The following is a 13,054-nucleotide window of genomic DNA, read 5'->3' on the forward strand; positions in this document are numbered from 1 at the left end:
AACATACGAAGTCGCACGTACGAACCCCCGTAAGTCTCGAAAGGCTCCCTCATGCCCCTGGCCCTGCTCGCCCTCGCCGTGGGCGCCTTCGGCATCGGTACCACCGAGTTCGTGATGATGGGGCTGCTGCCCGACGTCGCGAACGACCTGAACATCTCGATACCCAGCGCCGGCCACCTCGTGTCGGCGTACGCGCTGGGCGTCGTCATCGGCGCCCCGCTGCTGGCCGCGGTCACCGCCCGGATGTCCCGCCGTACGGTCCTGATCGGGCTGATGGGGCTGTTCGTCGCGGGCAACGCGCTGTCGGCCCTCGCTCCCGACAACGGCTGGCTGCTGGCGGCCCGCTTCCTGAGCGGTCTGCCGCACGGCGCCTTCTTCGGCGTCGGCGCCGTCGTCGCGACGAACATGGTCGCCCCCGAACGCAAGGCGCGCTCGGTCTCCCTGATGTTCCTCGGCCTGACGGTCGCGAACGTCGTGGGTGTGCCCGTCGCGACCCTCATGGGCCAGCAGCTCGGCTGGCGGGCGACCTTCCTCGGCGTCAGCGCCATCGGCCTGGCGGCGATCGCCGCGCTCGCGTTCCTGATCCCGCACGACCACGAGCACGCCACCGCGAAGGGCCTGCGCGGCGAACTGGCCGCCCTGCGCTCCGTCCCGGTCTGGCTGTCGCTCGGCACCACGGTCGCGGGCTTCGGCGCCCTGTTCGCGGCCTACAGCTACATCACGCCCATGCTCACGGACGCCGCCGGGTACGCCGGCGCCAGCGTGACCCTGCTGCTGGCCCTGTTCGGCGTCGGCGCGACCGCCGGCAACCTGCTGGGCGGCCGCCTGGCCGACCACTCCCTGCGGGGCACCCTGTTCGGCGGACTCGGCGCCCTGGTGGCGGTGCTGGTGCTGTTCCCGCTGCTGATGCGCACGGAGCTCACCGCCGCCGTCGCCGTGATCCTGCTCGGCATGGCGGCCTTCGCCACCGGCTCCCCGCTCCAGCTGATGGTCATGGACAAGGCGGCGTCGGCCCCGTCCCTGGCCTCCTCCGCCAACCAGGCGGCCTTCAACCTGGCCAACGCGGGCGGCGCCTGGATCGGCGGCCTCGCCCTGGCCGCGGGCTTCGGGGTCACCTCCCCGGCCCTGGCCGGCGCGGCCCTGGCCGTACTGGGCCTCGGCGTGGCGTCGTTGGCGTACGCGGTGGACCGGCGCAGTGCGCCGTCCGGCGGGCGCGAGCGGGTCGTGGCGAGCCATGTCCCGCAGGAGGCGGAAGCGGTACGCCACTGACGAAAGGCCGGAGCGTCGGCGCTGTGACTCGGGCGGCGGTCCGCGGGTGCGTCCCGCGGGCTGCCGCTCCGTGTGTACGGGACCGCCGCGCACGGGGACCGAGAGGCGGCGTCGCCTTCCTCGTGGTCAGGCGCGGCGTGCCGCGACGATCGCCGAACTGGACGGCGTGGTCAGGACTTCGGTCGCGTCCAGGGCCGGGTGCGTGAGGTAGAAGAGGCGGAGCTCGTCCACCTCGCCCTCGAACCGGGGCGGCCAGTCGGCCGAGGGGGTGAAGTCGTCCAGGACGAGGATGCCGCCGGGTGCCAGCAGCTCGACGACCCGTTCGGGGGCGTCCCGCTTGCCGCCGCCGTCGCAGAAGAAGACGTCGAACGGGGCGTGTTGCTCAAGGAGCCGCCAGTCGCCGGTCAGCACGCTGACGCGGTCGTCGTCCGCGAACACACCGGCCGCTCGCCGGGCCAGATCCTCGTCGCGCTCCACGGTGACGAGACGCGCACCGGCCCCCAGGCCGCTGTGCAGCCAGGCGGTGCCCACACCCGAGCCCGTTCCGCTCTCGGCGACGACCCCGCCGGGCTTGGCGGCGGCGGCCAGCCGCAGCAGCCTGCCCACTTCCGGGATGCAGCTCTTCTCGAACCCCGCCTCGGCGGCCAGCCGCTCGGCGGTCACCACACGGTCCGGAATCACACGCCCTGCCATGATCAGCCCCCTGTCGGTGTCAGCCAGACGCTACCTGACCCCCTGTCAGCGAGCTGACCAGTCGGGCGAGTTCGTCGAACCGCCCGTCGAAGGCGTCGGTGCTCGACGGCGGATCCCCGACGGGCCGCCGGACATAGGCGGTCCGCAGGCCGACCGCCTGTGCTCCGCGCAGGTCCCAGGCATGGGCGGCCACCATGAGGACGCGTTCCGGTGGGCATCCGGCAGCGTCGAGCGCGAGCCGGTACACCTCCGGCGCCGGTTTGTACGCCTGGACGGCTTAGGGGGCCTTTCACTATGCCCGCCCGGGCCGCGCGGTCTGGCACCGCGCTCGCCGCGTTGCCGAAACGCCTACGTGGCTCCTCCCCCACCTCTCGGCTCCGCTCGAGCCGGGGGCACCGCCCATCGAAGGCGCTCCGGCGCCTTGCGATGCACGGCACCAGACCACGCGACCTGATCGAGCGCTCATAGTGAAAGGACCCCTTATGCGGACAGCGCCTGGTGCCAGCGCAGCCCGGCGTGCGCGTTGAGGTGCAGCAGCGCCGTGCGGCCGGCGCTGGAGAGCCCGATCAGGGGGAACCGCCGCGCGAGTTGTTCGAGACCGGCGACGGAGTCGGGCCAGGGCGGCAGCCGCCGGCCCGCTGTGGCGAGCCGGGCGATGACCGCGGGGTCGGCGAGTCCGGCCGCCCTGCCACGCGCCGCGCGGCCTCCGCGTCGATGACCTCCGTGCCGGCGTACGGACGCAGCTCTTGCCGGATGCGCCGCTGTTCGTCCTCGCGGTGCTGCTGCCACAGGGCGAGCAGATCGTCGACGGCCGCCTCGCCGGACGCGGCAGGGCTTCGCGCAGCCGCGGCCCGAAGCCCTCCGGGCTCGTCGACGAGGGTGCCGAGGACGTCGAAGACGACGACCTCGATATCGCGGATCCCGGCCACGCGTCCCCCGCCTTTCGCGCTGCTGGGGTCACCACCTGAGGCGGTGACGATGCTGTCACCGCCTCCGTCCGGTCAAGAGGGTGACGCGGACTCCGGGTCGGTGCGCGGCAGCGCGGCGCGAAAGGCTGTCAGACCGACTCCCGCCAGCCGTTCGTGATCGGCAGGCGGCGGTCCTTTCCGAAGCCCTTCGCCGAGATCTTCGTGCCCGGCGGGTACTGCCGTCGCTTGTACTCCGCCGTGTCGACCATGCGCAGCGTCTTCGTGACCAGCTCGTGGTCGTAACCGGCCGCGACGATCTCGTCGGCGCCCCGGTCCCGGTCGACGTACAGGTCCAGGATCGCGTCCAGCACCGGGTAGTCGGGGAGCGAGTCCGTGTCGACCTGGCCCGGGCGGAGTTCCGCGCTCGGGGGCTTGGTGATGGAGTTCTCGGGGATCGGCGGGGTCTGGCCGCGTTCCCGGGCGGCCCGGTTGCGCCACTCGGCCAGGCGGAAGATCGACGTCTTGTAGACGTCCTTGATGGGGCCGTAGGCACCCACCGAGTCGCCGTAGAGCGTCGAGTAGCCGACCGCCAGTTCCGACTTGTTGCCGGGGGCCAGGACGATGTGGCCCTCCTGGTTGGAGATGGCCATCAGCAGCGTGCCGCGCAGGCGGGACTGGAGGTTCTCCTCGGCCAGGCCCGTCAGGCCCAGCGCGCCCATGTACGCGTCGAACATCGGCTCGATCGCGACCGTGCGGTAGTTCAGGCCGGTGCGGCGAGCCAGTTCCGCCGCGTCGTCCTTGGAGTGGTCCGAGGAGTACTTCGACGGCATCGACACGCCGTACACGTTCTGCGCGCCCACCGCGTCGCACGCGATCGCCGCGACCAGCGACGAGTCGATACCGCCCGACAGGCCGATCAGGACGGACTTGAAGCCGTTCTTCGCGACGTACGCCCGCAGGCCCACGACCAGCGCCGAGTAGACCTCCTCGTCGTCGTCCAGACGGTCCGCGTAGCCACCCGTGAGCTCCGGCTCGTACCGGGGCAGCGGGTCCTCCGACAGCACGACCCGGTCGATGCGCAGGCCGTCGTCCACACGCTGCCCAGCCGCCGGCGCGTCCGCCGACGCCGCCGGCAGGTCCAGGTCCAGGACGACGCAGCCCTCGGCGAACTGCGGCGCCCGTGCCACGACCTCGCCGTCCTTGTCCACGACGATCGAGTCGCCGTCGAACACCAGCTCGTCCTGGCCTCCGATCATGGCGAGGTAGGCCGTCGTGCAGCCGGCCTCCTGGGCCCGCTTGCGGACCAGCTCCAGGCGCGTGTCGTCCTTGTTGCGCTCGTAGGGCGAGGCGTTGATCGAGACCAGCAGGCCCGCCCGCGCCGCGCGCGCCGCGGGGACCCGGCCGCCGTCCTGCCAGAGGTCCTCGCAGATGGCCAGGGCGACATCCACGCCGTGGACGCGCAGGACCGGCATGCTGTCGCCGGGCACGAAGTAGCGGAACTCGTCGAAGACGCCGTAGTTCGGCAGGTGGTGCTTGGCGAAGTTCAGGACGACCTCGCCGCCGTACAGCACCGCTCCCGCGTTCTGCGGCGCGCCGGCCGGCTGGCCGTACTTCGGCTGGGCGGTCGCGCAGCGGTCGAGATAGCCCACGATCACCGGCAGCTCGCCGAAGCCCTCGTCGGCCAGGCGGACGGCGAGGCTGCGCAGCGCCGCCCGGGAGGCCTCCACGAAGGACGACCTGAGGGCCAGGTCCTCGACGGGATACCCGGTCAGCGCCATCTCGGGGAACGCCACGAGATGCGCTCCCTGCTCGGCGGAGTGCCGGGTCCAGCGGACGATCGACTCGGCGTTCTGGGCGAGGTCGCCGACGCTCGAGTCGATCTGGTTCAGGGCGAGACGTAGTTGAGGCACGAGCCCAGTGTAATCGTCAGAGCGACGCAATGGGGTGGTGTGGGTCATCCCACACCACCCCCGTCCCCTTGCGAAGGTCAGCCGTCGGACGTCAGCGGCGCCGGTACGACTCCACGTAACCGCTCGCGGGCGTGCCCACGCCGGTGACGTCGTCGTAGCCCCTCACGGCGGACAGCGAGCTGTCCTTGCCCAGGCTGCGCACGGACGTGGCCAGGCCGCCCGTGGCGTCGTAGCCGTTCCTGAAGTCGACGCGGGCCACGGCCAGGCCGGAGCCCGTCGGGTCGTCAGTGACGTCGTGGTAGGCCTTCGAGCCGGCCTTGGCGTAGATCGCCGGGTTGGCGAAGCCGATCGGCGACCCGCCGCGGGCCTCCTGGGCGAGGGCCTGGATGGCCGCGATGGTCGGCGCGGCGAGCGAGGTGCCGCCGATGCGGTACTCGCTGTACGCCTGCGTCTTCCCGTCGGGCATCGTCTGGGTCTGGCCGACCAGGAACCCGGTGTTCGGGTCGGCGATCGCCGCGATGTCCGGGACGACGCGGTTGCCGTCCGCGCTGTTGGCCTTCGCCAGCGCGCCCGGCACGACGCCCTTCTGGTACGAGGGCTCGGCGACCGTTCTGCTGGTGCCGCCGCCCGCGCCGGAGGTGAAGGCGCCGGGGAAGTCCGTCCAGCTCTTGCCGTCGGCCGACAGGCTCGCCTTGTCGGTGCCCCAGCCGGTCTCCCACAGGTACGTGTCGTTCTTGCCGACGGCCAGCGAGGTGCCCCCGACGGCGGTGACCCACGCCGAGTCGGCCGGGGAGTCGACCTGCTTCGTCCCGGAGCTCGCGACCTCGTCGCCGTTGTCGCCGGAGGAGAAGTAGAAGCCGATGCCCTCGACCGCGCCCAGCTGGAAGACCTGGTCGTAGGCGGCCGCGAGGTCGGGCGTCTGCGCGGCCTCGACCTCGCCCCAGGAGTTGGAGACGATGTCGGCCAGGTGGTGGTCGACGATCTTGCCGAGCGCGTCGAGCAGGTCGGTGTCGTTGCAGGACGCGGCGCCCACGTAGGTGACGTCCGAGGCCGGCGCGACCGCGTGCACGGCCTCCACGTCCAGGGTCTCCTCGCCGTACCAGCCGGAGGCCGAGCAGTCCTTGGTGTTCGTGTACTTCTTCGGCAGCACCTGGTGCAGCTGGCCGGTCTTCCAGGCCGCGTCGCCGTGCTTGCCGGCGTAGGTGGCCGCGTCGTAGGCGATCGTCGGAGAGGCGTACGCGTCCGTGATGGCGACCCGGACGCCCTTGCCGGTGCGCGTGCCCGCGCCGTAGGCGGCCCGCAGCTGCTTGCCGGTGTAGCCCTTCACCGCGTACGGGATCTTCGTGCCGTACGCGTCCGGCAGCGTGCTCGCGATGTTCGAGCCGTAGTACGACGAGAACGGCCCGGCGTTGCGGAAGACGGTGTCCGGCGGCGGCAGCCGGTCGTCGTGCGTGACCATGTGCGGGGCGTTGTCGAGACCCGTGACGGTCAGCACGGCGCCGGCCAGGCCCGCCGGCACGGAGGCGGTGCTCACCGGGGCGCGGTAGGTCTTCGCGCCCTTGGCGAAGTTGTGCAGCTGCGCGCCGAACGCCTTCTGCGCGGCGGCCACGTCACCGGTGACGGAGACGTAGTGCGCCGTGACGCCGGTGACCTTCAGGCCGGCCGACGTCAGCCAGGCCTTCACGGCCGCCACCTGGGCCTTGGTCGCGCCGAAGCGGGCCTGCGCCTGTTTGGCGGTCAGGTACTTGCCGTACGAGGGCGACGTCGGGTCGGAGACGGCCTTGGCGTACGCGGCGAGGCCGGCCGCGTCGCGGCCCCGGAGATAGACCCGGGCCGACACCCCGGCGCCGGCGAAGGCGGCACCCTTGTCGGCCCTGGCCGTGGCCCACGCGGGCTTGGTCCCGGCGAGCAGCTCGCGGAGCGGGTGGTCGGCGGCGTGCGCCGCGGGTATGCCGAGCGCCAGCGCGCCGGCGAGCATCGGCAGTGTCGCCGCCATGCTCAACCCGGCACGCACCGTGGCGCGGTTGGATCTCATGGAACCCCCTGTGCGGTTCGTCGCGAGTGGATCACTCGACCGTCGCCACTCTCGCGACGAACCGTTCATGCCAGGGGAATGCGCACCCCAAGAAGCGCCCTACGGAGGCCAAGAAGAGCCCAAGAAGCCGCAACGGGGGGCGATTTGAGGCTTACGCCCTACGGGCGCGGCGCGGCGCCCCGCTCCTTCAGCAGGTCCGCCATCAGCCCGATCTCCGACTGCTGCGCGTCCACCATGCCCTGGGCGAGCCGCTTCTCCACGCCGACCGTGCACTTGTCGACACAGCCCTCGGCCATGTGGACGCCACCCTTGTGATGGTCCGTCATCAGCTGGAGGTAGAAGATCTCCGCCTGCCTGCCGCTGAGTTCGCCGAGCTTCTTCAGCTCGGTGTTGGTCGCCATGCCCGGCATCAGCGCGCCGTCCTTGCCGGAGGCCATGCCGCCCATGTCCATCCAGGTCATCGGCGGCTCGGAGGACACCTTGGGCAGCCCCCACAGGTCGAGCCAGCCGAGCATCATGCCGCGCTGGTTGGCCTGCGTCTGCGCGATGTCGTACGCGAGGCGCCGCACCTCCTCGTCCTTCGTGCGGTCGCGCACGATGTACGACATCTCCACGGCCTGCTGGTGGTGCACCGCCATGTCCCGCGCGAACCCGGCGTCCGCGGACTCGGCCGAGGGGGTCCGGCCGCCGCCGTCGTCCCCGGCGACGGCGTAGGTGATCGCGCCGGCCGCGACGAGCGCCGTCGCCGCGGCCCCGGCGATCAGAGCGGCCTGCCTCACTGCGACAGCCCGTTCGTACAGGCGGCGCCCGGCTCGGGGGTCTGCTCGCCCTGGACGAACTTCTTGAAGAACGTGTCGACGTTCGGGTCGCTCGCGCCCGTCACCGTGCGCTGGTGCCCCCACGCCGACAGCATGATCGGGTCCTTCTGGTCGTCCATCGGGCTCATCAGCGTGTACGGCGTCTTCCTCACCTTCGCCGCCAGCGCGTCGACGTCGGCCTTCTTCGCGTCGGCGTTGTACGTCACCCACACCGCGCCGTGCTCCAGCGAGTGCACGGCGTTGGTGTTGTCGATCTTCTTGGTGTAGACGTCGCCGTTGCAGTTCATCCAGACCTGGTTGTGGTCGCCGCCGACCGGGGGCTCGGAGGCGTACTTCACGGCTTTGGTGACGTGGTTGCGGGACAGCTTGCCCTCCCAGGTCTTCACGCCGTCCTTGCCCGTGACGAACTTGCCCTTGGCCGAGGTGTCGGTCGCCGCCGTGTCGCTGCCGCCGTCGGACTGGGACCGCACGAGCACGACACCGCCGGCGACGAGACCGCAGACGATCACGACGCTGGCCCCGATGACGAGGATCCGGTTGCGGCGCTCACGGGCCTGCTCGGCGCGCCGCATCTCCTCTATCCGCGCCTTGCGGTCCGTGTTGCTCTTCTTGGCGGAGCCCATGGGGTGTCCTTCGTGGGAAAAGGGGGACGGTCGGGTGGCCTGATCGTAATGGGGGAGGCGGGGCCCCTCGCAGGGCGGTCGCGGGAATGGGCTGAATCGATACGGCACCGACAGGTGCCCGACAGCTTCACCGGATTATTTGAACCTCAGATACCGATTACCTAGGCTGCGGGTATGCGGCTGCTGCGCTCCACCGACCTGGCCCTGCGGGTCCTGATGCGGCTCGCCGTCGCCGGCGAGTCGACTCCGACGACCCGGGACGTCGCCGCCGGTATGGACGTGCCGTACACGCACCTGGCGAAGGTCGTCGCCGAGCTTCAGCACATGGGCCTGCTGGCCGCCCGCCGTGGGCGGGGCGGCGGTCTCACGCTCACCGAGCGAGGCCGCACCGCGTCGGTGGGCGCCGTGGTCCGCGCCTTCGAGGGCAGCGGCGACGTCGTCGACTGCGAGGGCCCCACCCCCTGCCCCCTCAACTCCGCCTGCCGCCTGCGCACCGCCCTGCGCCGGGCCCAGGAGGCGTTCTTCACCTCGCTGGACCCGGTCACGGTGCGGGACATCGTGGCGGAGCCGACCGGGGCCCTGCTGCTGGGCATCTCGCGGGGCGCTGACCCCCGTGACGTCTAGGCCCTGTCGTTTGGATCACGCCGCAGACGCGGGTCCGGCACGCGCATCTGCCGCGTTGTCGTCGGTTGCCGACGCTCCGCGTCGACGCCCTCCTCCGCCTTGCAGCTGCACGCACCAGACCCCGCTCACCGGCGCTGAACAGCACGGTCGCTTTCCTGCGACCTGATCCAAACGACAGGCCTAGGCGGTCTGCCCCGCCAGCCACAGGTCCGGCCCGAACACCTCGTAGTGGATGTCGGCCGGTGCCACGCCCTTGCCGATCAGCTGGGCCCGTACCGCCCGCATGAAGGGCAGCGGTCCGCACAGGTAGGCGCGCGTGCCCGGCTCGACCGGGACGTCGGCGAGGTCGACCAGGCCCAAGCGGGTGCCCGCCGGGGCGTCCTGCTCGTACCAGAAGTGGACGGCCGCGTCGGGCAGCTTCGCGGCGTAGGCCTCGTGGTCGCCGCGCAGGGCGTGGGTGGCGGGTGAGCGGTCGCCGTGCACGACGGTGACCGGGGCGCGGTGTCCCGAGCCGGCGAGGTGGGCCAGCATCGCGGTCATGGGGGTCACGCCGATGCCCGCCGAGGCCAGCAGCAGCGGGGTGCCGGGGCCGGCGTCCAGGACGAGGTCGCCGTAGGGCTCGGACAGCTCCAGGAGGTCACCCACCTGCACGCGCGCGTGGAGGTGGTTCGAGACCTCGCCGTCGGGGGTGCCGTCGCCGCGCACCCGCTTCACGCTGATCTGCCGCAGGTCCGGGGCGGGCGCCCCGGAGAGGCTGTACTGCCGTATCTGCCGGGCGCCGTCCGGGAGGGCGACGCGGACCGAGACGTACTGGCCCGCGAGGAAGTCCCGCACCGGACCGCCGTCGGCGGGCCGCAGCCGGAACGTGGCGACGTCGTCGGTCTCGGCGACGCGCGCGACGACCTCCCAGGCCCGCCAGGCGTACCCGCCGCGCTCCTCCCGGAGCCGCTTCTCGATGGCGATGAGGGCGTTCGCCATCAGCCAGTAGACCTCGTCCCAGGCGGCGGCGGCCTCGGGGGTGACGGCGTCGCCGAGCACGTCGGCGATGGCGGCGAACAGGTGCTCGTGGACGATGGCGTACTGCTCGGGCGTGATGCCGAGGGAGGCGTGCTTGTGGGCGATGCGGTGCAGCATCGCGTCCGGCCGCTGCTCCGGGTGGTCCAGCAGGTGCGTCGCGAAGGCGGCGATGGATCCGGCGAGCGCCTGCCGCTGGGTGCCGGCGGCCTGGTTGCCCCGGTTGAACAGGTCGTTCAGCAGCTCGGGGTGGGCCGCGAACAGCCCGGCGTAGAAGCGCTCGGTGATCGTTCCGAGGGCCGCGCCGACGGCGGGGAGGGTGGCGCGGACGGTGACGGCGGATTGCTCGGACAGCATCGGGACTCCTCAGGACTCGACTGCCGCGCACAGTATTTAAAGTTGCATCTGAGATGCAAATTAAGTGGGAGGGGATCGAACCGGACCGGCCGTTACGGATGCCGGTGCGAGCAGGCACTATGGGCGGAAGAGCAGTTCACCCGCCGTACGTGAGGCGTTCGGTCCCGGGCCGCCCGGGCGATCATGGTGCGCAACGCGTACGAAATCGTGGTGTGGTGGGATGCTCAGGTGCCCGACCGCCTCCCGTGTACGGAAGACAGGCGGCCTGACCAGCAAGGATGGGGAAGCGGAAGATGGACAAGCAGCAGGAGTTCGTGCTCCGGACGTTGGAGGAGCGCGACATCCGGTTCGTACGCCTGTGGTTCACGGACGTCCTGGGCTTCCTCAAGTCCGTCGCCGTGGCCCCGGCCGAGCTGGAACAGGCCTTCGACGAGGGCATCGGCTTCGACGGCTCCGCCATCGAGGGCTTCGCCCGGGTCTACGAGTCCGACATGATCGCCAAGCCGGACCCGTCGACCTTCCAGATCCTGCCCTGGCGCGCGGAGGCCCCGGGCACGGCCCGGATGTTCTGCGACATCCTCATGCCGGACGGCTCGCCGTCCTTCGCGGACCCGCGCTATGTGCTCAAGCGCTCCCTGGCCCGCGCCTCCGACCTGGGCTTCACGTTCTACACGCACCCGGAGATCGAGTTCTTCCTGCTGAAGGACCGGCCGCTGGACGGCAGCCGTCCGACGCCGGCCGACAACTCCGGCTACTTCGACCACACCCCGACCAACGTCGGCATGGACTTCCGCCGCCAGGCGATCACCATGCTGGAGTCGATGGGCATCTCGGTCGAGTTCTCCCACCACGAGGGCGCGCCGGGCCAGCAGGAGATCGACCTGCGCTACGCCGACGCGCTGTCCACGGCCGACAACGTCATGACGTTCCGCCTGGTCATGAAGCAGGTGGCGCTGGAACAGGGCGTGCAGGCGACCTTCATGCCGAAGCCGTTCTCCGAGCACCCCGGCAGCGGCATGCACACCCACCTCTCCCTCTTCGAGGGCGACCGCAACGCCTTCTACGAGTCGGGCTCGGAGTACCAGCTCTCGAAGGTGGGCCGCTCCTTCATCGCCGGCCTGCTGCGGCACGCGGCGGAGATCTCCGCGGTCACCAACCAGTGGGTCAACTCCTACAAGCGCATCTGGGGCGGCGCGGAGCGCACGGCGGGCGCGGGCGGCGAGGCCCCCTCGTACATCTGCTGGGGCCACAACAACCGCTCGGCGCTGGTCCGCGTCCCGATGTACAAGCCCGGAAAGACGGGCTCGGCCCGGGTCGAGGTCCGCTCCCTGGACTCCGGCGCGAACCCGTACCTCTCCTACGCCGTCCTCCTGGCCGCCGGTCTGAAGGGCATCGAGGAGGGCTACGAACTCCCGCCGGGCGCCGAGGACGACGTCTGGGCCCTCTCCGACGCCGAGCGCCGCGCGATGGGCATCGAGCCGCTGCCCCAGAACCTCGGCGAGGCCCTGACCCTGATGGAGCGCAGCGACCTGGTCGCCGAGACGCTCGGGGAGCACGTCTTCGACTTCTTCCTGCGCAACAAGCGGCAGGAGTGGGAGGAGTACCGCTCGGAGGTCACCGCGTTCGAGCTGCGGAAGAACCTTCCGGCGCTGTAAGGACGGCCGGCGCGGATTTCCGCGACCTGAACCCGGGGCCGACGGTCGGGGACCGTCGGCCCCGCTGCGTCTCGAAAGCTGTGTCACTCAAGGCTCATGGTCACGGCATCGACGCTAGAACATTCACCGCTCGTCGCCGTTTCGGACACCACTGGACAGGGGTGCAGCGGATTGACGGCCGGAGAAGCGCTTCGCAAGCATGTGCCCATCATCGCCGAGCATGACACATGGATCAGCGTCGACCCGATCATCGGCTGCCCCGCGAATTGTGCCTACTGCTATCTCGGTCCGATCGGACTGAAGGCGCAGCAGCCCAGGCCAAGGGTTACTCCCGGGCGAGCAGTGGAAATGTTGTGCGAATACCTCGATGAAACGCGCGGCGACCTGAGTTCTGACATGGATTCCACGCCTGTCTGCCTGGGCAACTATACGGACATGCTGCTGACCGCCACCAACCAGGAATGTCTTCGCGGATTCGCGAGCGAACTGGCCGGTGCCGGCCTCGCTCGGCCTCTGGTGGTGGTGACGAAAGGGCGTATGCCGCAAGCCATCGCAGCGGCGCTCGACGCCCTGAACATCGCCATTGTCGTCTTCTGTTCGCAATCCTTTCACCGCGCGACCATGCGGTTACGGACGGAGCGCGGTCCGGTCCTCACTCCGGCCGAAACGTTTGACGCCGGATTCAGCTGCCGGGACTTCGACAACATAACGATGGTGCACTTCTGGCGGCCGATCGTCCGCGGGAGCGTGCCGTCCGCCGACTGGGCGGTGGTCAGTCGCCTGGGAGAGAACGCCCAGGCTTGCCTGACCCGGTGGACCGAAGTCGACATGGTCGCCTATGTGCTGCGTGAGCGGCTGGTGGCCGAGGAAACGGTGACCGAACTCAAACCGACCCTGGACTACGTGCGGAGGTTCGAGCCGAGCCGCTGTTTCATGTGAGGGATCCGGTCGGCCGCCCCGCACCTCAGCGACTCGCGAGGCGCCAAGCGCCAAGCGCTGAGATATTCCTGGTAGACGAATTTCTGAGTGGTGTTCCCACGGAACGAGTAGCGCTTCAGCGTTGCCCGTGCGGACTGGCGTGCGAATGGATCGCGACTCCGCTCGCCACGGTTCTGTGCGGTGATGAACTCCTGGGCGCTGATATAGGT

Annotated in this window: 10 protein-coding genes and 2 pseudogenes; 4 read left to right on the forward strand and 8 right to left on the reverse strand. The window is 70.8% G+C overall.

Annotated features, from left to right (window positions below; genetic code table 11):
- Positions 1-51 precede the first annotated feature (51 nt).
- A complete protein-coding gene (locus tag AC07F0_RS17460) occupies positions 52-1,269 on the forward strand; it encodes an MFS transporter (RefSeq protein ID WP_478979766.1) in 1,218 nt (405 codons plus the stop codon).
- A gap of 126 nt (positions 1,270-1,395) precedes the next feature.
- Here the strand turns inward: AC07F0_RS17460 and AC07F0_RS17465 are convergent, their stop codons facing one another.
- The 7 genes and pseudogenes from AC07F0_RS17465 to AC07F0_RS17495 form a co-directional block, all read right to left on the reverse strand.
- A complete protein-coding gene (locus AC07F0_RS17465; RefSeq protein ID WP_478979767.1) occupies positions 1,396-1,962 on the reverse strand; it encodes an O-methyltransferase in 567 nt (188 codons plus the stop codon).
- A gap of 19 nt (positions 1,963-1,981) precedes the next feature.
- A pseudogene (locus AC07F0_RS17470) lies at positions 1,982-2,236 on the reverse strand (HAD-IA family hydrolase); the annotation flags it as partial.
- Positions 2,237-2,445: 209 nt separating this feature from the next.
- Positions 2,446-2,891 (reverse strand): annotated as a pseudogene (locus AC07F0_RS17475) (HAD-IA family hydrolase); the annotation flags it as partial.
- Positions 2,892-3,019: 128 nt separating this feature from the next.
- Positions 3,020-4,780 (reverse strand): NAD+ synthase, encoded by a 1,761-nt coding sequence (locus AC07F0_RS17480; RefSeq protein WP_478979769.1) that lies wholly within the window; start codon positions 4,778-4,780, stop codon positions 3,020-3,022.
- A 91-nt stretch (positions 4,781-4,871) separates the two neighbouring features.
- Complete coding sequence (locus AC07F0_RS17485) at positions 4,872-6,815, reverse strand: S53 family peptidase (protein WP_478979771.1); 1,944 nt, start codon at positions 6,813-6,815, stop codon at positions 4,872-4,874.
- 158 nt (positions 6,816-6,973) lie between these two features.
- Entirely contained in the window at positions 6,974-7,594 is a 621-nt protein-coding gene (locus AC07F0_RS17490) for a DUF305 domain-containing protein (protein WP_436726670.1), read from the reverse strand.
- Positions 7,591-8,256 carry a DUF3105 domain-containing protein gene (locus AC07F0_RS17495; RefSeq protein WP_478979773.1) on the reverse strand — a complete coding sequence of 222 codons (666 nt, stop codon included), beginning with the start codon at positions 8,254-8,256 and terminating at the stop codon, positions 7,591-7,593. The genes AC07F0_RS17490 and AC07F0_RS17495 overlap by 4 nt, the downstream gene beginning before the upstream one ends.
- A 174-nt stretch (positions 8,257-8,430) precedes the next feature.
- Here AC07F0_RS17495 and AC07F0_RS17500 point away from each other — a divergent pair, with 174 nt between their 5' ends.
- Entirely contained in the window at positions 8,431-8,880 is a 450-nt protein-coding gene (locus AC07F0_RS17500) for an RrF2 family transcriptional regulator (RefSeq protein WP_478979775.1), read from the forward strand.
- Positions 8,881-9,060: 180 nt separating this feature from the next.
- Here the strand turns inward: AC07F0_RS17500 and AC07F0_RS17505 are convergent, their stop codons facing one another.
- A complete protein-coding gene (locus AC07F0_RS17505) occupies positions 9,061-10,251 on the reverse strand; it encodes a globin domain-containing protein (protein ID WP_478979777.1) in 1,191 nt (396 codons plus the stop codon).
- 293 nt (positions 10,252-10,544) lie between these two features.
- Here AC07F0_RS17505 and glnA point away from each other — a divergent pair, with 293 nt between their 5' ends.
- A complete protein-coding gene (gene glnA / locus AC07F0_RS17510; protein ID WP_030249586.1) occupies positions 10,545-11,906 on the forward strand; it encodes a type I glutamate--ammonia ligase in 1,362 nt (453 codons plus the stop codon).
- Between the two features lie 96 nt (positions 11,907-12,002).
- Positions 12,003-12,845, forward strand: a complete 843-nt coding sequence (locus AC07F0_RS17515; protein ID WP_478979779.1) for a hypothetical protein — start codon at positions 12,003-12,005, stop codon at positions 12,843-12,845.
- Positions 12,846-13,054 lie beyond the last annotated feature (209 nt).

Source organism: Streptomyces sp. NPDC045955 (genome assembly GCF_056430805.1).